16 protein-coding genes are annotated in these 21,950 nt (G+C 64.4%); 7 read left to right on the top strand and 9 right to left on the bottom strand.

Annotated elements, in window-relative coordinates; translation table 11 throughout:
* Positions 1-4 precede the first annotated feature (4 nt).
* Positions 5-5,620 (top strand): translocation/assembly module TamB domain-containing protein, encoded by a 5,616-nt coding sequence (locus EKH55_RS14425; RefSeq protein ID WP_151611667.1) that lies wholly within the window; start codon positions 5-7, stop codon positions 5,618-5,620.
* Positions 5,621-5,834: 214 nt separating this feature from the next.
* Here the strand turns inward: EKH55_RS14425 and EKH55_RS14430 are convergent, their stop codons facing one another.
* Together EKH55_RS14430 and EKH55_RS14435 are read right to left on the bottom strand one after the other, a co-directional pair.
* Positions 5,835-6,314 carry a VOC family protein gene (locus tag EKH55_RS14430; RefSeq protein WP_151611668.1) on the bottom strand — a complete coding sequence of 160 codons (480 nt, stop codon included), beginning with the start codon at positions 6,312-6,314 and terminating at the stop codon, positions 5,835-5,837.
* A 182-nt stretch (positions 6,315-6,496) separates the two neighbouring features.
* Positions 6,497-6,931, bottom strand: coding sequence for an Lrp/AsnC family transcriptional regulator (locus tag EKH55_RS14435; RefSeq protein ID WP_069458659.1), 435 nt, complete (start codon positions 6,929-6,931; stop codon positions 6,497-6,499).
* Between the two features lie 140 nt (positions 6,932-7,071).
* Between EKH55_RS14435 and rocF the strand changes: the two genes are divergently transcribed.
* Together rocF and EKH55_RS14445 are read left to right on the top strand one after the other, a co-directional pair.
* Positions 7,072-7,995 (top strand): arginase, encoded by a 924-nt coding sequence (gene rocF, locus EKH55_RS14440; RefSeq protein ID WP_069458660.1) that lies wholly within the window; start codon positions 7,072-7,074, stop codon positions 7,993-7,995.
* A 270-nt stretch (positions 7,996-8,265) separates the two neighbouring features.
* Positions 8,266-8,745 (top strand): chemotaxis protein CheW, encoded by a 480-nt coding sequence (locus tag EKH55_RS14445; RefSeq protein ID WP_069458661.1) that lies wholly within the window; start codon positions 8,266-8,268, stop codon positions 8,743-8,745.
* Between the two features lie 191 nt (positions 8,746-8,936).
* Here the strand turns inward: EKH55_RS14445 and EKH55_RS14450 are convergent, their stop codons facing one another.
* The 7 genes from EKH55_RS14450 to EKH55_RS14480 form a co-directional block, all read right to left on the bottom strand.
* Positions 8,937-9,170: a formate dehydrogenase subunit delta gene (locus EKH55_RS14450; RefSeq protein WP_151611669.1), complete on the bottom strand. Its 234-nt coding sequence runs from the start codon at positions 9,168-9,170 to the stop codon at positions 8,937-8,939.
* Positions 9,171-9,187: 17 nt separating this feature from the next.
* On the bottom strand, positions 9,188-10,039 hold the full coding sequence (gene fdhD, locus EKH55_RS14455; protein ID WP_069458949.1) for a formate dehydrogenase accessory sulfurtransferase FdhD: 852 nt from the start codon (positions 10,037-10,039) through the stop codon (positions 9,188-9,190).
* Between the two features lie 62 nt (positions 10,040-10,101).
* Complete coding sequence (gene fdhF / locus EKH55_RS14460) at positions 10,102-12,981, bottom strand: formate dehydrogenase subunit alpha (protein ID WP_151611670.1); 2,880 nt, start codon at positions 12,979-12,981, stop codon at positions 10,102-10,104.
* Between the two features lie 49 nt (positions 12,982-13,030).
* Positions 13,031-14,587, bottom strand: a complete 1,557-nt coding sequence (locus tag EKH55_RS14465) for a formate dehydrogenase beta subunit (RefSeq protein ID WP_069458664.1) — start codon at positions 14,585-14,587, stop codon at positions 13,031-13,033.
* Positions 14,584-15,063, bottom strand: a complete 480-nt coding sequence (locus EKH55_RS14470) for a formate dehydrogenase subunit gamma (RefSeq protein ID WP_151611671.1) — start codon at positions 15,061-15,063, stop codon at positions 14,584-14,586. The genes EKH55_RS14465 and EKH55_RS14470 overlap by 4 nt, the downstream gene beginning before the upstream one ends.
* A 180-nt stretch (positions 15,064-15,243) precedes the next feature.
* Positions 15,244-16,140, bottom strand: coding sequence for a LysR family transcriptional regulator (locus EKH55_RS14475; protein WP_069458666.1), 897 nt, complete (start codon positions 16,138-16,140; stop codon positions 15,244-15,246).
* 202 nt (positions 16,141-16,342) lie between these two features.
* On the bottom strand, positions 16,343-17,113 hold the full coding sequence (locus EKH55_RS14480; protein ID WP_069458950.1) for an SDR family NAD(P)-dependent oxidoreductase: 771 nt from the start codon (positions 17,111-17,113) through the stop codon (positions 16,343-16,345).
* A gap of 173 nt (positions 17,114-17,286) precedes the next feature.
* Here EKH55_RS14480 and EKH55_RS14485 point away from each other — a divergent pair, with 173 nt between their 5' ends.
* The 4 genes from EKH55_RS14485 to EKH55_RS14500 all read left to right on the top strand — a co-directional run bounded on the left by EKH55_RS14485 (position 17,287) and on the right by EKH55_RS14500 (position 21,949).
* Positions 17,287-18,051: a DeoR/GlpR family DNA-binding transcription regulator gene (locus EKH55_RS14485; protein WP_069458667.1), complete on the top strand. Its 765-nt coding sequence runs from the start codon at positions 17,287-17,289 to the stop codon at positions 18,049-18,051.
* Between the two features lie 132 nt (positions 18,052-18,183).
* Positions 18,184-19,701 carry a glycerol-3-phosphate dehydrogenase gene (gene glpD / locus EKH55_RS14490; protein WP_151611672.1) on the top strand — a complete coding sequence of 506 codons (1,518 nt, stop codon included), beginning with the start codon at positions 18,184-18,186 and terminating at the stop codon, positions 19,699-19,701.
* Between the two features lie 85 nt (positions 19,702-19,786).
* Complete coding sequence (locus tag EKH55_RS14495) at positions 19,787-20,857, top strand: ABC transporter ATP-binding protein (RefSeq protein ID WP_069458669.1); 1,071 nt, start codon at positions 19,787-19,789, stop codon at positions 20,855-20,857.
* A 21-nt stretch (positions 20,858-20,878) separates the two neighbouring features.
* Positions 20,879-21,949, top strand: a complete 1,071-nt coding sequence (locus tag EKH55_RS14500) for an ABC transporter ATP-binding protein (protein ID WP_069458670.1) — start codon at positions 20,879-20,881, stop codon at positions 21,947-21,949.
* Position 21,950 lies beyond the last annotated feature (1 nt).

Raw genomic sequence — 21,950 nt, forward strand, 5'->3', positions numbered from 1 at the left:
GGATATGAATCAGGTCATCCGCTTTCTCCGGCTCGCATTGCGCTATCTGTCTGCCGTCTTCGCCGTCGCGTTGGTGCTATTGCTCCTCGCCATCGGCTTTCTGGGTTTCACGACGCCCGGCGCGCGGGTGGTCGCCTGGGCGATCGAGAAATACGCGGCAACCCCCGACCAGATCGTTCGCATCTCCGATCCGAGCCCTTTGCTGGCTGGGCAATTCACCGCCGGCAGTGTGACGCTCTTCGATGGAGAGGGCATCTATGCGGAGGTACGGGATTTGGCGATCGACTGGTCGCCGGCGGACCTGCTCTCCATGCGCTTCGACGCGTCGAAGGTCTCAGCCGGCTCCGTCCGGCTGGAACGGATGCCGGTTCCATCGCATGAGACGGAGGAGGTACGCTCGACCTTGACGCCACCGCTCGACGTGAAAGTCGACGCGTTCGAGCTGAACGAGATCGTGATCGGCGAGGCGATCGCAGGTGAGGACCAGTTCCTGACGGCAACCGGCAGCGTTCACGCCACCGATTCGAGCGTGGCTCTCGCCTTCGAGGCATCCGAGCGCGACCGCCGCGAGGCGCGCGCCGTCGCCGATCTCGTGTTCGATCCGGCCGGCAACCAGTTGAAGATCGAAGCAAAGCTTTCCGAACCAAAACACGGGACACTGGCGAAGCTGCTGCGCCTGTCGGGCGAACCGGCCGTCGATATCGCGCTGACCGGCGAAGGCCCGCTCTCCGATTGGGCAGGATCGGGCACCGCCGCGCTCGACGGCACGGAAATTCTTCGTCTCCGGGGGCGCCACGTCCTCGCCGCCGACGGCATGCACAATCTTACGCTTTCCGGCGGCGGCGCTTTCGCGCCGCTGATGCCGGCCGCCCTCAAGCCGCTCTTCGAGGGCACGACCGAAATCGACCTTGCCGCCGCCTTCGACGCCGAGAGCATGATCCGCATCGAGTCCGGCAGGCTTTCCACCGGCGCGCTGACGCTCAATGCCTCGGGAAGGATCGACAGCCGCGGCGAGAACAATCTGCAGGCAAGCCTCGCCGGCACGGACGCCCCGGTCGACTTCCGCTGGCCGATCGGGGACGGAGATCTGCGGGCGCTGATCAACACGGCCAATCTGTCGCTGGTCGGCGACGGGCAATCGGCGATCCTCGATATCGCCGCCGATGTCGCGTCCGTCGAACTGCCGCAGGGTTCCCTCGGCGACATACGGCTGTCGGCGCGAAGCGACGCATTCGATCTGCAAGCGCAGAGGGGAGTGCTGAAGACGACCCTGGAAATCGGCGAAAGCCGTTTTGCGAGCGCGGAACTCGACAGGGCGATACAGGCGCCGTTTGAGGTCGAAGGCATGCTTGCCGTCGCCCCGGAGACGATCCGTTTCGATCCGCTGACGATCGAGAGCGCCAGCATCGGCGGCACCGTCAGCGGCGCACTCGACCGCTCCAGCGGGCTGATCGAGGCTGCGTTCAAGCTTTTTGTGATCCCCGAGGTTCTTCCGCCCGCGATCGCCGGAAAGTTCGACGGCACGATTGCCCTTTCCGGCAATCTCTCAGCCGAAGCGGACGGGCGGATCGAACTGAGCAAGCTTGAGGTCAAGTCGGAAACGCTTGCCGCCTCCGGCTCGCTCGCCCTTGCGGGCGAGACCCTGACGGCAGATCTCTCCGGCCAACTGCCCGATCTCGGCAGGATCATTGACGATGCCGCAGGGCCTGCCGCCTTTCGCGCAGCCATCGAGGGTCCTCTCGCAAAGCCCGGCATCAAGGCGGAGGTGACATCCACCGGCGCCACGCTTGGCGGCCGCACGCTCAACGATCTTACGATCAACGCCGATGGAACGGTGGTATCCGGCGCCCCGCAGGCGAAAGTCACTGCAACCGGCACGCTCGACGGGCAGCCGATCGACCTGCGCGCCGACGTGGTTTCGCAAGACGGCCGCACCTCGGTGCCAACCATCGAAGGAACGGTCGGTGGCAACCGGCTGACCGGCAGGCTCGATCTCAGCTCCGGTTTCAAGCCGAGCGGCACGATCAATTTCGACCTGTCGGACCTCGGCCTCATCACAAGCATGCGGGGCCAGCAGGTCTCCGGCGACCTGTCCGGCACCGCGACCATAGAGACGACCGACAGCACGACATCCGTCGCCATCAAGGCGCAGGGCACCCATGTCGCGCTCGGCGCGATAACGGTCGCTACGCCGGAGGTGGACATCCGCATAGCCGACATCGCCAGGCCGGCAATCATGAGCGGCCAGATCCAGGCGGAGAGCCTCGCGCTCGGGAACAACCGCGTGTCGGAACTCGGCATCACCCTCGAACAGCGGCAGGCCGCAACCGACTTTTCGCTGCAGGGCAGCTATGACGGTGCACCGCTGACCGCATCGGGCGAGTTTAGCCAGAATGCCGGTGGCGCCGAGATCCACCTTTCCTCCGTTTCCGCCGCACCGAGGGGCGTGCCGCTCGAGCTTGCGGGCCCGACAGCCGTGGCGATCGAAGACGGTGCAGCCCGCCTCGACGGGCTGACGATCCGCGCCGCCACCGGCACCGTCACGATCACCGGCACCGCCGGCGACAAGCTTGACCTCACGGCACGAATAGACGCCCTGCCCGCCGGCCTGATCGATCGCTTCGCACCAACACTTGGGGCGCAGGGCACGATTTCGGGCAGCGCCAAGGTAAGCGGCGAGGCTCAGTCGCCGGTCGTCGATTACGATCTCGCCTGGAGCGAGGCTTCCGTCGCATCGACGCGATCGATCGAGATCGCCGCGCGCGACCTGAATGCCAGCGGCAAAATCACCGTCACCGAAGCGGCCATCCGCTTCGATCCGACGGCGATCGAAGGTGCAGAGTTCCGCGGCAGCATTACCGGCACGCTCGACCGGACCAGCACGACGGCCGAGGTCGAGTTCGAACTCACGGCCGAACCGAATGCGCTGCCTGCCGGGCTGGCAACGCGTTTCGACGCGCCCGTGACCGTTTCGGGCAAGATCGAGACCGGAGGAGAGGCCACGCGGTTGAGTGCGCTCGAGATCACCTCCGGGACGGTTACCGCCACCGGTACCGCAGCCCTTGCCGAGGGTGCGCTGACGGCCAAGGTCGAGGGTGCGTTGCCGGACCTCGGCAAGCTTCTGGGCGATGCGCGAGGACAGGCGTCCTTCAATGCCGACATCTCCGGTCCGCTCGATGCGCTGAGCCTGAAGGGAGAGATCACCTCGAGCGGCGCCACGCTCGCCGGCCGTTCCCTGACGGACCTGACGATCAGCGCCGACGCGACGCTGGAGCCGGGCAGCCCTCAGGCGAAGCTCAGCGCGACCGGCGCGCTCGACGGACAGGCAATAGACGTCCGGGCCGAAGTGGTTTCGAGGGAAGGACGCACGTCCATCCCGACGCTTGAGGCGACGATCGGCGACAACCGCGTGACGGGCGCACTCGATCTCACCCAGGATTTCAGGCCCCAAGGCACGATCAACTTCAGTCTGCCCGATCTCGGCCTGATCGCCGCCATGGCCGGGCAGCAGGCCTCCGGCGACCTTTCCGGCTCGGCAGCCGTGCGGACCGCCGATGGCACGACCTCGGTTTCGCTGAACGCCTCCGGCAGCGCCATCAAGCGCGGCGCGCTGACGATTGCCAAGCCCTTCGTGGACATCAGCATCGCCGATGTCAGCGAGCTGGCGATCCGGGGCAGCGCCAAGGCCGAGAGCGTCATGCAAGGCGAAAACCGCGTGACCGATGTCAACCTCACCTTCGACCAGCAGGGCGAGAGGACGGGCTTTGCCGTCGACGGCCGATATGATGGCAGTCCGCTTACCGCCAAGGGCGATCTGGCGAGAGCCGGTGACCGCACGGAAATTCGCCTCACCTCCTTCACGGCCGCTCCGCGGAACATCCCCCTGAGCCTTGCCGAACCCGCCGTGATCACCATCGAGAACGGCGTCGTCCGACTTGGCGAAATGACCATACGGGCGTCGGATGGCACCATTGACGTCACCGGCACTGCGGGGGAAATGCTGGACATTTCGGCGAGGCTGAACGCACTGCCTGCCGGCCTTATCAATACCTTTGCCCCGACGCTGGAGGCCGCAGGCTCGATCAACGGCACGGTCGAGGTCAAGGGAAGCGCCGGCGAGCCCGTCATTACCTATGATCTTCGTTGGAGCGATGCCTCGCTCGCCACCACGCGCGGCGCCGGTGTGGCCGCACTCGATGTTTCGGCCACCGGCCGATATGCCGGCAATCGCGTCACGGTCGAGGCAACGGTGTCCGGTCCCGGCGAGTTGTCCTTCCGGGGTGGCGGCCATGTCGATCTCGGCGGCACCACGCCGCTCGAAATGACCTTTACAGGAGACGTGCCCTTCACGCTGCTTGCAGGCGTCATGGCGGAACAGGGCTTCACCCTCACCGGGTCGGCCGATGTCAATCTTACGCTCTCAGGTTCCGCAAGGTCGCCGCGGATCGCAGGCACCCTATCGACAAGCGGCAGCCGTCTCGTCGACGTCCGGCGCAATCTCGCCCTCAACAACCTCGCGGCCAATGTCACGCTTGACGGGCAGCAGGCAAGGATCTCCGATCTCTCGGCCAATCTTGCAACGGGCGGATCGATCCAGGCAAGCGGCAGCGTCGGCATAACGCCAGGCTCCGGCTTCCCGGCGGATATGAGAATCCGCCTGAATGATGCCACCTATATCGACGGCACCTTGTTCATGGCCAATCTTACGGGGGATCTGACGCTCACGGGTCCGCTCACCGCAACGCCGGTCCTCGGCGGCCAAATGTCGGTCCGCAGAGCGGCGATCACGATTCCCGAGAAGCTGCCGGCTTCGCTGGCCTCGATCAACATCGAACACAGGAATGCGCCGGCTGGGGTCCGGAAGATGGCGAATGAGGTGCTCCGGGACAAGCCGGCCGATGCCGGCGTCAACGGCGACGGCATCATTGCCTTCAATCTCGACGTCCGTTCGCCCGGGCAGTTCTTCGTGCGCGGACGCGGCATCGATGCCGAACTCGGCGGGAATCTCACGATCCGCGGCACGGCCAGCCAACCGATCGTCTCAGGCGGCTTCGACATGCGGCGTGGTCGCCTCGAGATCCTTGGGAAGCGTCTGACCTTCACGGAAGGCCATATCGGCTTTGGCGGCGATCTCGTACCGACTCTCGACCTCGACGCGACCTCGAGCGCGGGCTCGACGACCATTACCGTCACCATCGCCGGCCCCGCCAACAATCCGGCGGTGACCTTCTCCTCCTCCCCGGCGCTGCCGCAGGACGAAATCCTGGCGCAACTGATCTTCAACCGGTCGCTGAACAACCTGTCGGCCTTCCAGATCGCGCAACTTGCCACCGCAGTCAGCCAGCTCGCCGGCGGCGGCTCGACCTCGCTGCTCGATGGTCTGCGCAACAGGCTCGGCGTCGACGATCTCGACATCACCACCGACGAAAGCGGCGGCGCACAGCTGCGCGCCGGCAAGTACCTCAACGACCGAACCTATATAGAACTGCAACAGGGCTCCGACTCGGCGTCCAGCAAGGCGACGATCAATCTCGATATCGGCCGCGGCGTGAAGCTGAAGGGCTCGGCGGCCGGCGACGGCTCGGCATCCGGCGGCGTCTTCTTCGAGAGGGAATACTAAGAGAAGACAAGAGGTTGGCGCTGCCCCCTCCCCACAAGGGGAGGGGCAGGAATTTGCAGCGCCGCCTCAGCTTCATTCACCCTCTCTCGCAGCAGCGACGGCGGAGAGGAGCGAGGCGGGAGCAGCAGGTGAGACCCCTCCCCCTTGTGGGGAGGGGTGGGGGAGGGATTTAGCAAATGGCCACGCGAAGGGTCGGAGGAGCAAGTCTCTCCGATCACGCGGCATTCCGCTCGGCGGTGAACGTGTCCAGCACCTCCCCCTCGTCCGTGAGCGTGAAGAGCGCCCAGATGTGACCGAAGGGATCGATGAGCGCGCCGACGCGATCCCCCGTTGGCAGCGTCTCGACTGCGTTGCGCAGGCTTGCGCCGGCGCCGATCGCGCGCTCGAGCACCCGATCCACGTCGTCGACATGGAGTTCCAGAATTGCCGCGGTCGTGCCGAGAGCGTGCGGCGAGCGCGGACCGCCGAGCCGCGGTTCCGCATCCCGGCGCGGATTGGCGCCCGCCACCCTGAATAGGGAATCGCCGACGCAGAGATCCGCGCTCGTCAAAATCCCGCTCCATTCATGGCGACGGAGGAGTTCCGCACCGAAGACGTCACGATAGAAGGCGATCGCGCGCTCCTCTTCCCCATGCCTGACGAACAGTTTTATGCAAATCTGCCGCGCCTGCGGGCCGCCTGGAAAACCGAGCATGACATCCCTCCATAGGTCGCGCCTGTCTGGACCAGTCCGACCCGGAACAGCAAACGCGACCGACTTGTGACGATTGAAATGGAACGACGCCGAAGACCGCGTCGTTCCTGTGCCTCTCTTTGTGCTGAGGCGACTATGATATACGAAGCTCAGAACAAATCAAGAACAAAAACCAGTGTGCCTCAATATGCCCCGGCCATCTTGCTGGTCTTGAGCAGGATGTTCGATTCCGTGATCGTGATGCCGTCGATCAGCCGGATGCGCCGCAGGGTCGCGTCGAAGCTTGCAAGATCGCGATCCTCGAGTTCGGCAATGAAGTCCCACCGGCCGTTGGTGCTGTGCAGCGCCCGCACCTGCGGCAGACCCCGCAATTGCTCGGCCACGCGGTCGGCCATCTTGCCGTGCACCTCGATCATGACCACGGCGCGTACGCCGGAGGCGGAGATTTCCGATCCGGTGCGGATGGTGAAGGCGGCAATCGTGCCATTTGTCACCAATCGATCGATCCGCGCAGCAACCGTCGCTCGCGAAACGCCGGTCAAGGCGGAAAGCGTCGACACGGGTGTTCGCGAATTTTGCCGCAGCGCGCTGATGAGCGCTTGATCGAGATCGTCCATGCCGTCACTTTGCCAAAGCGAGCTTATCACTTTGCCAAGAGTAGCCTTCTGATTGACAGTTTTCCATCTTTTTGTCGTCATCGCATTCGGTGATAATCCGCACCGGCTCCAGGGAACCGAACCAAAGGAAGAGGCGGAAAATGAAAACCATCACATTGATCGGCGCACCCATCGAGGAAGGCTCCGGCCGCCGCGGCGCGGCCATGGGCCCGACGGCGCTTCGGATCGCCGGCATCGATACGGTTCTTGCTGAACTCGGCCATGGGGTCGAGGACGAAGGCGATTTCCGGCCTTCCGCGGCGCGCGACCTCGCCAGCCACCCGGGCGCCAACAATCTGCAGATGGTTGCCGCTTTCACCCGGGCGCTCAACGATGCGGTGCACGACGCCGCCCGCAAGGGGCATGTTCCGATCATCCTGGGCGGCGACCACGCGCTCTCGATGGGCAGCGTCTCCGGAATGGCGCGACATGCAGACGAAGTGGGTCGGCCGCTCTTCGTGCTTTGGCTCGACGCCCATGCCGACTTCAATTCGCCGGCGACCTCTCCCTCGGGCAACATGCACGGCATGCCCGTTGCGTTCTTCTGCGGCGAGGCCGAGTTCGCCCCGATCCTTGCGCCGGACCGGCCGCTGGTCGATCCGAAGCGGGTGTTCCAGGTGGGCATCCGCTCGGTGGATGCGCGCGAACGCGACGAAATCGCCGATCACGGGGTAAACGTCTATGACATGCGGGCCGTCGACGAGCTGGGCATGGCCCATATCATGCGGCACATCCTGGATGAGGTGCGCGCTGCAAACGGCCTCCTGCATGTGAGCCTCGATGTCGACTTCATGGATCCGGAGCTCGCGCCGGGCGTCGGCACGACGGTTCCGGGCGGCGCCACCTTCCGCGAAGCCCATCTGATCATGGAAATGCTCTACGACAGCGGCCTCGTCTCCTCGCTTGACCTGGTCGAACTCAATCCCTTCCTCGACGACCGCGGCAGGAGCGCCCGCGTCCTGGTCGAACTCACCGCAAGCCTTTTCGGCCGCCGCATCCTCGACCGGCCGACCCGCGGCGCCTGAGAACGACAAATGACGGCGGCTGTAAATGCCGCCGCCGGTCGAACACCGCATTGTCGATAGGGGAAAAGCAAGTCTTAACGATTCCCGGGATAGGATAACCGTCAACGCGCAAAGCGGACTACCCGCGCATGATGCAGCTTGCGCCTCGCCGAATGCCCTCGGCGGACCATGGTTCTCGTCCGAACCGGCGCGGCGCGCATTCGAAGGGAACCTCACGGATTTGGCGAAGTCGGCGCACGGGCGTCGACGGATAAGCTTGAAGGACCTTCGATGACAGGCACATTGAAAACGGCCGGCTTCGACGGCGAAACGCTGGAAATCATCGCGTTCCGCCTCCATGATCAGGAATTCTGCGTCAAGACGACGACCATTCGCGAGATCCGCGGCTGGGCGCCGTCGACGCCCATCCCGCATTCGCCACCGGAAGTAATCGGCGTGATGAACCTGCGCGGCACCGTTATCCCGATCATCGACCTTGCCCATAAACTGGGCATGAAAACGACCGTCGCCAACGAGCGCAGCGCCATCGTCGTCGCCGAGGTCCACAACATGGTGATCGGCCTCGTCGTCGATCGCGTCTCCGACATCCTCACCGTCCAGGGCAGCCAGGTGCAGCCGGTGCCGGAAGTGACCGCCTCGTTCGACAAAAGCTTCGCCGAAGGCGTTATCGCCAACGAGTCCGGCATGATCTGCTTCCTCAACCTATCGCGGATGTTCAAGGAACGCGAGGTGGAAGACCTCGCGGCCTGAGAAGCCCCCTCCCCACAAGGGGAAGGACTCGCTGAGCCACCCCGTCTCCGGCCACAAACCCTCTCCAACAGCCAGACAGATGCTAAGCTGATGAAATCTCATGATTTCGCCGCAGACACCAAGCCCCTCCCCCTTGTGTGGAGGGGTTAGGGAGGGGCTTTTTCTTCCAACTTACCGGCTATCAGCTGGCGCTACGCCGCCTCCGGCCGCCGGATCTTCGAAGCCGCTTCCAGCACCAGAGGCTTCAGCCCCTCGCCGCCCTGCTCGATATGCTCGAACAGCTTGCGGCGCATGCGCGGCTCCCAATACTTGTTGATGTGCGTCGCGACGCCCGCGGCCGCCTCGTCCGCCGGTTGGCTCTGGAAGAACGTGGCGATCTGGTTCGCCATGTAGATGAGCTTTGCATTAAAATTCTCAGAGGACATCGGGAAGGGCTCCGGTTTCAGCGCGTGAGGGGGACGCGGGCGGCAAGCCGCGCGACTTCCTCGCTCCGCTCTATGCGTTCGGCATGGGTAAAGATTTCGAATTCGTCGCCGCGCACGAGCGCGACCAGCGTCATGCCCGCTTCCTCTGCCGCGCGGATAGCAAGCGCCGTCGGTGCCGAGATGGCGATGATGATCGGGCTACCGGCGATGGCGGTCTTCTGGACCATTTCGACCGACACGCGGGAGGTGACGACGACGGCTCCCTGGGCGCCCCTGAAGCCGGCGCGTGCCGCAGCCCCGGTCAGCTTGTCGAGCGCGTTGTGGCGGCCGACATCCTCGCGAACGGCAACCAGGCCCCGCCCCGGCACATAGAACGCCGCGCCATGCACGGCGCGCGTTTGGTTATGCAGGGGCTGCTGCCCGTCGAGAAGCCCGACTGCCTTGACCACGTCCTCATCGCTGAGCTTCAGGGGCGATGTCGACACGTCGGGCGTAGAGCGCACGGCCTGCTCGATCGATTCGATCCCGCAGAGCCCGCAGCCGACCGGCCCCGCCATGTGGCGGCGGCGCAGCCGCAGGGCCTCGTTCACCTCGTCCTTGAGAGTGATTTGCAGGTCGATCCCCTTTTCTTCGGCCACGACATCGATCGCCTCGATCTGATCCGGATCGGCGATGATGCCCTCCGTCAGGCTGAAGCCGACGGCGAAATCCTCGAGATCGGCGGGGGTCGCCATCATCACCGCATGGGTGGAGCCGCCATAGGTCAGGGCGACCGGCACTTCCTCCGGTACCACGCGCGATTGACCGACACGTTTGCCGGCACGCCGCGCCCGCTCGGGAACCGTCTGCGTCGTCTGGAAGCGGGTCATGTCGGCCGCCCGGATGGGCACGGCCGACGGGGAGGTCGATTGCTTGTCCGCCATCCCGCCTCCTATTCCGCCGCCTCCAGCTTGCCGGTAATGCGCCGCGACTGGCGGGCCTGCTCGTCATAATCACGCTGCCAGTCGGTCGGGCCGTTCGAGGGCGCGACCTGCACCGCGGTCACCTTGTATTCCGGGCAGTTCGTCGCCCAATCCGAGAAATCGGTGGTAATGACGTTGGCCTGCGTCGTCGGGTGATGGAAGGTGGTGTAGACGACGCCCGGCGCCACGCGGTCGGTGATCAGCGCCCGAAGCGTCGTTTCGCCCGAACGGCTGGCAAGCTTCACCCAGTCGCCTTCGCGGATGCCGCGCTGTTCGGCATCGTGCGGGTGGATCTCCAGTCGGTCTTCGGGATGCCAGACGACGTTTTCCGTGCGCCGCGTCTGTGCGCCGACATTATAGTGGCTGAGGATGCGGCCCGTCGTCAGAAGCAGCGGGAAACGCGGGCCGGTCTTCTCGTCGGTCGCCACATATTCCGTGCGGATGAACTTGCCCCTGCCGCGCACGAAGCCGTCGACATGCATGATTGGCGAACCGAGCGGCGCCTTCTCGTTGCAAGGCCACTGCACGGAGCCCATCTTGTCGAGATAGTCATAGGACACCATGGCAAAGGTCGGCGTGGTCGCTGCGATCTCGTCCATGATTTCGGATGGATGCCCATAGTTCCAGTCGAGCCCCATCGCCTGGGCGAGCTTTTGCGTCACCTCCCAGTCGGCATAGCCGTTCTTCGGCCGCATCACGCGGCGCACGCGGTTGATGCGCCGCTCGGCATTGGTGAAGGTGCCGTCCTTTTCCAGGAAGGTCGAGCCCGGCAGGAAGACATGGGCGTAATTGGCCGTCTCGTTGAGGAAGAGATCCTGCACGACGACGCATTCCATCGCGGCAAGGCCGGCGGCCACGTGCTTGGTGTCCGGGTCGGACTGCAGGATGTCCTCACCCTGGATGTACAAGCCCTTGAAGGTGCCGTCGACGGCAGCATCGAGCATATTGGGGATGCGCAGGCCCGGCTCATTGTTGAGCGTCACCCCCCAGAGCTTCTCGAAGGTCTCCCGCGTGGCATCGTCCGAGATATGCCGGTAGCCGGGCAGCTCGTGCGGGAAGGAGCCCATGTCGCAGGAGCCCTGCACGTTGTTCTGGCCGCGCAGCGGATTGACGCCGACACCGGGCCGGCCGATGTTGCCGGTGGCCATCGCGAGATTGGCGATCGCAATGACGGTGGTCGAGCCCTGGCTGTGCTCGGTGACGCCGAGGCCGTAATAGATCGCGCCGTTGCCGCCGGTGGCATAGAGCCGCGCCGCGCCGCGGACCAGGTCCGCCGGCACGCCGGTATAGGCTTCGGTCGCCTCCGGGCTGTGATAGGGCTCGGAAACGAAGGCCGCCCAATCCTCGAATTCCGACCAGTCGCAGCGCTCGCGGATGAAGGCCTCGTCCGCCAGTCCCTCGGTGACGATCACGTGCGCCATCGCCGTCAGGATGGCGACATTGGTGCCGGGCTTGATCGGCAGGTGATAGGCAGCTTCGACATGGGCCGAGCGGACGAGGTCGATCCGGCGCGGGTCGATGACGATCAGCTTCGCGCCCTGGCGTAGCCGCTTCTTCAGCCGAGACGCGAAAACCGGATGGCCGTCGGTCGGGTTGGCGCCGATGATGACGGCGACATCGGTGTGTTCGACGCTGTCGAAATTCTGCGTGCCGGCCGAAGTACCGAAGGTCTGGTTGAGGCCATACCCGGTCGGCGAATGGCAGACGCGCGCGCAGGTATCGACATTGTTGTTGCCGAAGCCGGCGCGCACCAGCTTCTGCACCAGATAGGTTTCCTCGTTGGTGCAGCGCGAGGAGGTGATGCCGCCGACCGAATCTCGGCCATACTGGTACTGGATGCGGCGGAATTCGGAGGCGACATGCGCATAGGCCTCCTCCCAGGTGACCTCGCGCCAGGGATCGGTGATCTTCTCGCGGATCATCGGATTGAGGATGCGATCCTTGTGCGTCGAATAGCCATAAGCGAAGCGGCCCTTGACGCAGGAATGGCCGCGGTTCGCCTGGCCGTCCTTCCACGGCACCATGCGCACCAGCTCCTCGCCGCGCATTTCCGCCTTGAACGAACAGCCGACGCCGCAATAGGCGCAGGTGGTGACGACGGAATGCTCCGGCTGGCCGATCTCGATCACCGATTTTTCCGTCAGCGTCGCCGTCGGGCAGGCCTGCACGCAGGCGCCGCAGGAGACGCATTCCGAGGAAACGAAATCCTCGCTCATTCCGGCGGAGACGCGCGAATCGAAGCCGCGGCCGCTGATCGTCAGCGCGAAGGTGCCCTGCACCTCCTCGCAGGCGCGGACGCAGCGCGAGCAGACGATGCATTTGGCGGGATCAAAGGTGAAATACGGATTGGAGTGGTCTTTCGGCGCCCAGTTGATGTTGATGTCGCCATTGTTGCGCGCCTGCACGTGATTGGCGCCATCATAGCCATAGCGCACGTCCCGAAGACCCACGGCGCCAGCCATGTCCTGCAGCTCGCAATCGCCGTTGGCCGCACAGGTCAGACAGTCGAGCGGATGATCGGAGATGTAGAGCTCCATCACGCCGCGGCGGACGTCCTTGAGGCGCTGCGTCTGAGTGGAGACGCTGATACCCTGTGCCACCGGGGTGGTGCAGGAGGCCGGCATGCCGGCACGGCCTTCAATCTCGACGAGGCAGAGCCGGCAGGAGCCGAAAGCGTCCATCATGTCGGAGGCGCAGAGCTTCGGCACTTCGATGCCCGCTTCCATCGCCGCGCGCATGATCGAGGTGCCCTCCGGCACGGTGATCTCGCGCCCGTCGATCGTCAGCGTCACCAGCTTTTCAGACATGGAAGCAGGAGTGCCGTAGTCGATTTCATGAATGAGGGACATTACTGGGCCTCCTGGGAATTGGCGTTTAGTGAGGTGGACGTCGCCGCCATCATTCCGCCGCCTCCCTCACCGGCGCCGGCTGGAAATCCTCCGGGAAATGCGTCATCGCGCTCACCACCGGATAGGGCGTGAAGCCACCAAGCGCGCAGAGCGAGCCGAATTTCATCGTGTTGCAGAGATCGGCAAGCAGTTCGCGGTTCTTTTCGGGCTCGACCCCGTCCCTGATCTTGTCCGCCACTTCGACCCCCCGCGTCGAGCCGAGGCGGCAGGGCGTGCACTTGCCACAGCTCTCCACCGCGCAGAATTCCATGGCAAACCGCGCCTGCTTCAGCATGTCGGCCGTATCGTCGAAGACGACGATGCCGGCATGGCCGATGAGGCCGTCCTTCGCCGCGAAGGCTTCATAGTCGAACGGCGTGTCGAACAGCGCCCGCGGGAAATAGGCGCCGAGCGGACCGCCGACCTGCACCGCCTTGACCGGCCGGCCGCTTGCGGTGCCGCCGGCGATGTCGTCGACGATCTCGCCTAGCGTCAGGCCGAAGCCGATTTCGAACAGGCCGCCATGCTTGACGTTGCCGGCGATCTGGATCGGGATCGTGCCACGCGAGCGCCCCATGCCGAAATCGCGGTAATAGGCGGCGCCCTTGTCGAGGATCACCGGCACCGAGGCGAGCGAGATGACGTTGTTGATGACGGTCGGACGGTCGAACAGGCCCCTGTGGGCGGGGAGCGGCGGTTTGGCGCGCACCAGCCCGCGCTTGCCTTCGAGGCTGTTCAGGAGCGACGTCTCCTCGCCGCAGACATAGGCGCCAGCACCAGTACGGACCTCCATGTCGAAGGCGTGGGCGGACCCGAGCACCGCGCGGCCGAGGACGCCGGCGGCTCGCGCAACCTCGATCGCCTCGGTCATCGCCGCGATCGCGTGCGGATATTCGGAACGCGTATAGATATAGCCCTTCGTGGCGCCCGTCGCGATGCCTGCGACCGCCATGCCTTCGATCAGCACGAAGGGATCGCCTTCCATGATCATCCGGTCGGCGAACGTGCCGCTGTCGCCTTCGTCGGCGTTGCAGACGATATATTTCTGCGGCCCCGGCGCTTCGAGCACCGTCTTCCACTTGATGCCGGTCGGGAATCCTGCGCCGCCGCGGCCGCGCAGGCCGCTTTCGGTAACCTCGGCGACGATTGCCGCAGGCTCCATCGCAACCGCCTTCTCGAGGCCGTTGAGGCCGCCATGGGCGCGATAGTCGTCGAGCGACAGCGGATCCGTAACGCCGCAACGGGCAAAGGTCAGCCGCACCTGACGCTTGAGGAACGGGATCTCCTCCGTCTTCCCGCGACAGAGCGGATGCGAGCCGCCGGTGACGAGACCCGCATCGAGGAGAGATGCAACATCGCCTGCCTTTACCGGGCCATAGGCAATACGACCCTCGGGGGTTTCGACCTCGACCAGCGGCTCCAGCCAATGCAGGCCGCGCGACCCGTTGCGGACGATCGTCGCATCGAGACCGCGCGCCGCCAGTCCCTCGGCCATCGCCGTCGCCACTTTTTCAGCGCCAAGCGCCAGCGCCGCCGCATCCCGCGGAATATAGATCTTGGCGGTCATCGGCGTACCTCCTCGACCAGCGCTTCGAGCGCCGCATCATCGAGCCGGCCGTGCACCTCGCCATCGAGCATTGCCGACGGCGAGCAGGAACAGAGCCCGAGACAGTAAACGGGCTCGAGGGTCACCTCGCCGTCAGGGGTCGTCTCGTGGAAATCGATGCCAAGCAGGGCCTTCGCCCGGTCGGCCAGCCGGTCCCCGCCCATCGACTGGCAGGCTTCGGCGCGACAGAGCTTCAGCACGTGCCGCCCGGCCGGGTGTTCACGGAAGTCATGATAAAAGGTGACGACGCCGTAGACCTCGGCGCGCGACAGGTTGAGCTCGCGCGCAATCACCGGCATGGATTCCTGCGGCACATAGCCGAACTCGTCCTGCAGCGCGTGCAGGATCGGAAGCAACGGGCCTTCGAGCCCCTTAAATTCGTCGATGATCGCCAGCGTTTGCTCGGCCACGTCCGCGCGCGGCAGATGGATATTCACGCCAAGAGCCCTCCCGGCTCGCGGCGCGGTGCGCTCCAGACCTGGGCCCGATCGCCTTCCGCACCGAATGTCTCCAATTTCGCAGGGGCTGGAGCCTCGTCGACCCCTGCACGTCTGACCAGCTTCGCGCTTATGGCCGGATGGGTCAATAATGCTGTTCCGTTGGACGATAGAAAAAATCTATCGAGCTGCGTTGCGCTCACCGAGGATGCGCGCCTCGTGCAGCAACGCCGACACCAGCGGCGTGAATGGTTCGCGATAGGTGGCAACGAGTCCGACGGTGTGCCGCACATCCGGTTCGACGATCGGGATCATTCGGATATCTTCGTGAAAACCAAATGATTTCGCGACATTATAGGGCATGATGCTCGCCCATCGACCGGTGCGGACATGGGAGAAAAGCACGATCATCGAGTTGGATTCGAGCGTCGGGCTGGCGACGGCTCCCGCCTCGGAGAAGTGCTGATTGATGATCCGCCTGTTCTGCATGTCGGCCGTCAATAGACAAAGCCGAATGTTGCTAACCTCTTTCCAGGTCACGCTTTCGCGATCCGAAAGCGGTGTCCCGGCGGCCGTCACGAGGTGATATTGCTCCACCTGCAGCGGCACGCTGGTGACGCGGCCGAGCGGCTCGTTCTCCAGGTAGGTCAGACCCGCATCGATTTCGAGATTTTCGAGCAGCGCCAGAATCTGCAGCGACGTCGTCGAGAGAACCGAGAACGTCACGTCCGGGTGTTTCTCCTGGAACGGCGCCGTGATCATCGGCACCATTGCGAGCGTTGTCGGGATCGAAGCAAGTCGGATATGCCCCGACAGCCCCTTGCGCGCCGCCCGCATCTCCTCGCGCATGGTGCGGCTGTCTCCGACGATCCGTCGCGCCCATTCGAGCACCCGCTGGCCCTCCGGCGTCAGCCCCTGAAAGCGCGAGCCGCGATTGACGAGCATCACGCCGAGCTGGTCCTCGAGCTGCCGGATTGCCGCCGACAGCGTCGGCTGCGTCACGCCGCATTCCTCGGCCGCCCGTCCGAAGTGCCGCTCGCGGGCGAGCGCGAGAAAGAATTCCAGCTTGTCGATCATGCCTTATCCCTTCAGGACGAATTGGTGCCGCCCCTCTCCTCGGGTTTGACCCGAGGATCGGGGCTAATCCGAGGACTGACCTCTCGCCCTCGCGCCTCTCTAGGGGAGAGGCGGTCGGAGCGTGCCGCTTGTCCCTTCTCCCCGCCCGCGGGGAGAAGGGACAAGCGGCAGCGGGATGAGGGAAAAAGCACTCTGATGCCGCTTAGCAGATCAACTGACCGCCGTTCACTTCCAGTATCTGACCGGTGATATAGCCCGAAAGCGCATGCGAGGCGAGGAAGAGATAGGCAGGCGCGCAATCGTCGGCTGTCCCGAGCCGTCCGAGCGGAATCGATTTCCGCGTCGCCTCCAGCTTCTCCGGCGTGGAATAGCGCTGATGGAAGTCGGTGGCGATCGTGCCCGGCGAAACACAATTGACCCGGATCCCTTCCGGTGCCAGCTCACGCGCCAGCGCCTTCGAATAGGTGGCGACGAAGGCCTTGGTGGCGGAATAGATCGACGAGCCGGCGCTGCCGCCCGTGCGCGCCGAAATCGACACGGTGTTGACGATCGCCGCATGCGCGCCCTTGCGCAACAGCGGCAGCATGGCACGCGTCATCTCGACGACGGAGGTCTGGTTGAGCCGAAGGATGGCACGGTATTCCTCATCAGTGAGTTCCGCGGCTGGGAAGCGACCGACCATTGTGCCCGCATTATTGACAAGCACGTCCAGGCTGTCGAATCGGCTCCCCACCTCGTCCGCGAGAGCTTGCACGCCGCCAGATTCGACAAAATCCGCGCCGCAGAGAAACGCCCGGCCCTCGCCCGCCGCGAGATCGAGGAAGACGGGACGGTCACGGGGAATCGTCCGCCCCGTATGAACGACCACTCTAGCGCCGCAATCAAGGAATTGCCGGGCGACCTCGAGGCCGATGCCGCGGCCGCCGCCGGTCACCACCACATTCATGCCGCTGAACAAGGCCGGATGAAACATGTCTTGCATTCCTTTCCTGAAGCAGGCGAGCGCATCGCTGGACGGACTGCAACTTCTATATCGATGCCTGTGGCGAGCGAAAGCCCGAGTCTGCGCAATTTCGCCGATTCTGAAATTGCACGGCTTTCGTTTTTGCATATTATGAAACCAAACGAAAACAGAGGGAGCGCGACATGTATCTCACCGGACGCCAGGAAGAAATCCTCGCGCTCGCCAAGACCGAAGGACGGGTGCTCGTCGAGGAACTCGCCCAGCGCTTCTCGGTGACGCCGCAGACGATCCGCAAGGACCTGAACGATCTCTGCGACGCGCGCGTCCTCAATCGCGTCCATGGCGGCGCCATCTTCCCGAGCGGCAATGAGAACGTGAAATACGATGCCCGCCGGCAGATCGCCGCGGCGGAGAAGCAGGCGATCGGTCGCGCGGCAGCGGCCCTGATCCCCGACAACGCCTCGCTCTTCATCAACATCGGCACCACCACGGAGGCGGTCGGCGAAGCGCTGCTCGACCACAAGGAATTGATGGTCATTACCAACAACATCAACGTTGCCAATCGGTTGCGGATCTATCCATCCATCGAAGTGGTGATTGCCGGTGGCGTCGTGCGCGGTTCGGACGGCGGCATCGTCGGCGAGGCGGCCGTCGATTTCATCAGGCAGTTCAAGGTGGATTTCGCCGTCATCGGCGCCTCCGCAATCGACAGCGATGGCGCGCTCCTCGATTTTGACTATCGCGAAGTGAAAGTGGCGCAGGCGATTATCGCCAATGCGCGGCACGTTATCCTGGTCTCGGATTCGACGAAGTTCGAACGCACCGCGCCGGTCAGGATCGGCCATATCTCCCAGGTCCAGACCTTCATCACCGACCGTTGTTTCGCCGAAAATGTTCGCAGAATTTGCGCCGACCAGGGTGTGAAGCTGATCGAGACCGAGGTGTGAGCGCCCGCGTTTTCGCTTCCGTGAAGACTCGCAAAACATTCGTTTGACATTCGAAATGTTTTCGTTTTTACTGCCGTTACTTTCGCATTTGCATTCAATTTGTGCATTGCGAAAAGAGGAGGGGCAATCGCAGTGTCAGAGCAGGCAATCTTCGACGTCTTTGTCATAGGCGGCGGCATCAACGGATGCGGCATCGCGCGTGATGCGGCCGGCCGGGGCTATTCCGTTGCGCTGGCCGAGATGAACGATTTCGCCTCCGGCACCTCGTCCGGCTCCACCAAGCTCATTCATGGCGGCTTACGCTATCTTGAGCATTACGAGTTCCGCCTCGTGCGCGAGGCGCTGATGGAGCGCGAGGTGCTTTGGGCCATGGCGCCGCATGTCATCTGGCCGATGCGGTTCGTGCTGCCCTACCACAAAGGCGGGCCGCGCCCGGCCTGGCTGATCCGCCTCGGCCTGTTTCTCTATGACCATATCGGGGGCCGCAAGCTGCTGCCTGCCACAGGCACGCTGGACATGACCCGCGATCCCGCCGGCGAGCCGCTGAAGCGCCTCTTCACCAAGGCTTTCGAATATTCCGACGGCTGGGTGGACGACGCCCGCCTCGTGGTGCTCAATGCGCGCGACGCAGCCGACCGCGGCGCTCGCATCATGGCGCGAACCCGCGTCGTCTCGGCCCGGCGCGAGGGAAGCGTCTGGGCAATCGAGGCCGAAAACGCGGCGACGGGCGCCCGCGAAACTCTGCGCGCCCGCATGCTCGTCAATGCCACCGGCCCCTGGGTGGACCGGGTACTTAGCGACGCGCTGCACAAGACGGACGTTCACAATGTCCGTCTTGTCCAGGGCAGCCACATCGTCGTGAGGAAGAAGTTTGACGACCCGCGCGCCTATTTCTTCCAGAATCCGGATGGGCGCATCATGTTCGCCATTCCTTACCAGGGCGCTTTCACCCTGATCGGAACGACCGACCGGGACTTTGGCGGCAATCCGGCGGAGGCGCATATCAGCGATGCCGAGATGGACTATCTCTGCAAGGCCGCGAGCGAATACTTCGCCGACCCGGTAACCCGCGACGACATCGTCTGGAGCTATTCGGCCGTTCGCCCGCTCTATGACGACGGCGCAAGCAAGGCACAGGAAGCGACCCGCGACTATGTGCTGCGGCTTGAGGGCAAGAACGGGGAGGCCCCGCTGCTGAACGTCTTCGGCGGCAAGCTCACGACCTATCGGCGGCTCGCCGAATCCGCGCTCGACAAGATCGGCGAGGCGGTCGGCGTCAAGGGCGGCAAATGGACCGCCTCTTCGCGCCTGCCAGGCGGCGACTTCCCCCCGACCGCCTATGAGGCGGAGGTGGACAAGCTGAAGGCACGCTACCCTTTTCTCGCCGCCTCCCACGCCCGCCGGCTGGTCCGGCTCTATGGGACCTTGGCGGCGCGGCTCCTCGGCAAAGCGGCAGGCAGTGCCGACCTCGGCAAGCACTTTGGCGGGGACCTTTACGCGGTCGAGGTGGACTGGCTGATCCAACAGGAATGGGCGCGGCGCGCGGAGGACGTGCTGTGGCGCCGCACCAAGCTGGGATTGCAGCTCTCGCGGACTGAAGCCGCTGAACTGGAGGATTATATGCGCGGCGCCGTCAACGCCGCCGCCTGACGCATGTGGCCCAAGTGTGTGCAGCGGTTTTGGGGCAACGACATGCATGAACTGCCGATGGCTGGGTGGAACACCGGAGAATTCAATGCTTGAAATGAAGAACATATCGAAGGTCGTGGGCGGGGAGACGCATATCTACCCGACCAGCCTTGCGCTGGAGAGGGGGTCGCTCAATGTTCTGCTCGGCCCGACGCTTTCCGGCAAGACCTCGCTGATGCGGCTGATGGCCGGTCTCGATAAGCCCGCCTCCGGTTCGCTCCATTTCGACGGCGCCGATGTCACCGGCCTGCCGGTGCAGAAGCGCTCGGTGGCAATGGTCTACCAGCAATTCATCAACTATCCGGCGATGACCGTCTACGACAACATCGCCTCGCCGATGCGCATCAAGGGCCTCGACAACGCCACAATCGACCGGGAGGTGCGCAAGGCAGCCGAGCTCCTGAAACTCACCCCCTATCTCGACCGCACGCCGCTCAACCTTTCCGGCGGCCAGCAGCAGCGCACAGCGCTTGCCCGCGCCATTGTCAAGAATGCGGATCTGGTGCTGCTCGACGAGCCGCTTGCCAATCTCGACTACAAGCTGCGCGAGGAGCTGCGGGAGGAACTGCCGAAGATTTTTGCCGCTTCCGGGGCGATCTTCGTCTATGCCACGACGGAGCCATCCGAGGCGCTGCTGCTCGGCGGCAATACCGCCACCTTGAGCAAGGGCCGCATCACGCAGTTCGGCCGCACCATCGACGTCTATCGCCGGCCGGCTGACATCGTCACCGCCCGCACCTTCGCCGATCCGCCGCTGAATACCATCGACCTCGTCAAGTCCGGGTCGCATTTCATGCTGGAAGGTAAGCCCGTGCTTTCGGTTCCTCAGCATCTGGCAACCGTTGCCGACGGGCCCTGCACGGTGGCCTTCCAGCCGCATCACATCTCGTTCGGACGGCAGAACGGCAGCGGAAATCCGCTCACGGTCAAGACGGCGATATCGGAGATCACCGGATCGGAGAGCTTCATTCACGTCGGCTTCGCCGATGCGCGCTGGGTGATGCTGGCGCCCGGCGTTCACGACATCGAACCGGATGCGGACCTCGAGGTCTTCGTCGACACCCGCCATTTGATGGCCTTCGGGCCGAACGGCCGGGCGACCGGCGGCACGGCCTGAGCGGAGCGCTGGGAGGAGACCATGGCACGTATCAATCTCGAGCATATCCGTCACGCCTACGGAGCCAAGCCGAAGTCGGAAGCCGACTACGCGCTGAAGGAAGTCCATCACGAATGGAACGACGGCGGCGCCTATGCGCTGCTCGGCCCTTCGGGCTGCGGCAAGACCACGCTGCTCAACATCATTTCCGGGCTCATCAATCCGTCGGAGGGCCAAATCCTCTTCGACGGCACCGATGTGACGCATCTCGCCACGCAGCACCGCAACATCGCCCAGGTGTTCCAGTTCCCGGTCATCTACGACACGATGACGGTCTACGACAATCTCGCCTTCCCGCTGCGCAACCGCCATGTGCCGGAAGCGGAGGTCGACCGCCGGGTGAAGGAGATCATCGAGATGATCGGCCTCGGCGGCTGGGCGACGAAGACCGCGCGCGGGCTGACCGCCGATCAGAAGCAGAAGATCTCGCTCGGCCGCGGCCTCGTGCGCTCCGATGTCAGCGCCATTCTGTTCGACGAGCCGCTGACCGTCATCGACCCGGAGATGAAATGGGTGCTGCGCTCGCAGATCAAGCGCCTGCACAAGCAATTCGGCTTCACCATGGTCTATGTTACGCACGACCAGACCGAGGCTCTGACCTTCGCCGACAAGGTGGTCGTCATGTATGACGGACAGATCGTCCAGATCGGCACCCCTGCCGAGCTCTTCGAGCGGCCGAGCCACACCTTCGTCGGCTATTTCATCGGCTCGCCGGGCATGAACGTGCTGCCGGCCGAGATCGATGGAGCCACGGCGGCGGTCGGCGGCGAAAGCATTGCCCTCGGCTTCCTGCCGAAGATCAAGGCCGGCGCCGCGACCGAACTCGGCATCCGCCCGGAATTCATTTCGCTCGGCCGCGAAGGCATGCCGGTCGCGATCACCAAGGTCGAGGACATCGGCCGCCACAAGGTCGTGCGCGCCCGCTTCGCCGACCGGCCGATCTCGATCATCGTCGGCGAGGACGGCGATATCCCCGCCGAGCCGCGCATCACCTTCGATCAGAAGGCCATCAATATCTATGCCGATTCCTGGCGCGTCGGCGAGGAGGCCTGAT

Origin of the sequence: Sinorhizobium alkalisoli (genome assembly GCF_008932245.1) — a bacterium.
GTDB classification, from domain to species: Bacteria; Pseudomonadota; Alphaproteobacteria; order Rhizobiales; family Rhizobiaceae; genus Sinorhizobium; species Sinorhizobium alkalisoli.

What these genes read in the sequence shown, in the direction of transcription:
- EKH55_RS14425 (WP_151611667.1), top strand. Translation starts at nt 5, where the DNA reads ATGAATCAGGTCATCCGCTTTCTCCGGCTCGCATTGCGCTATCTGTCT.
- EKH55_RS14430 (WP_151611668.1), bottom strand. Translation starts at nt 6,314, where the DNA reads ATGCTCGGTTTTCCAGGCGGCCCGCAGGCGCGGCAGATTTGCATAAAA.
- EKH55_RS14435 (WP_069458659.1), bottom strand. Translation starts at nt 6,931, where the DNA reads ATGGACGATCTCGATCAAGCGCTCATCAGCGCGCTGCGGCAAAATTCG.
- rocF (WP_069458660.1), top strand. Translation starts at nt 7,072, where the DNA reads ATGAAAACCATCACATTGATCGGCGCACCCATCGAGGAAGGCTCCGGC.
- EKH55_RS14445 (WP_069458661.1), top strand. Translation starts at nt 8,266, where the DNA reads ATGACAGGCACATTGAAAACGGCCGGCTTCGACGGCGAAACGCTGGAA.
- EKH55_RS14450 (WP_151611669.1), bottom strand. Translation starts at nt 9,170, where the DNA reads ATGTCCTCTGAGAATTTTAATGCAAAGCTCATCTACATGGCGAACCAG.
- fdhD (WP_069458949.1), bottom strand. Translation starts at nt 10,039, where the DNA reads ATGACCCGCTTCCAGACGACGCAGACGGTTCCCGAGCGGGCGCGGCGT.
- fdhF (WP_151611670.1), bottom strand. Translation starts at nt 12,981, where the DNA reads ATGTCCCTCATTCATGAAATCGACTACGGCACTCCTGCTTCCATGTCT.
- EKH55_RS14465 (WP_069458664.1), bottom strand. Translation starts at nt 14,587, where the DNA reads ATGACCGCCAAGATCTATATTCCGCGGGATGCGGCGGCGCTGGCGCTT.
- EKH55_RS14475 (WP_069458666.1), bottom strand. Translation starts at nt 16,140, where the DNA reads ATGATCGACAAGCTGGAATTCTTTCTCGCGCTCGCCCGCGAGCGGCAC.
- EKH55_RS14480 (WP_069458950.1), bottom strand. Translation starts at nt 17,113, where the DNA reads ATGTTTCATCCGGCCTTGTTCAGCGGCATGAATGTGGTGGTGACCGGC.
- EKH55_RS14485 (WP_069458667.1), top strand. Translation starts at nt 17,287, where the DNA reads ATGTATCTCACCGGACGCCAGGAAGAAATCCTCGCGCTCGCCAAGACC.
- EKH55_RS14495 (WP_069458669.1), top strand. Translation starts at nt 19,787, where the DNA reads ATGCTTGAAATGAAGAACATATCGAAGGTCGTGGGCGGGGAGACGCAT.
- EKH55_RS14500 (WP_069458670.1), top strand. Translation starts at nt 20,879, where the DNA reads ATGGCACGTATCAATCTCGAGCATATCCGTCACGCCTACGGAGCCAAG.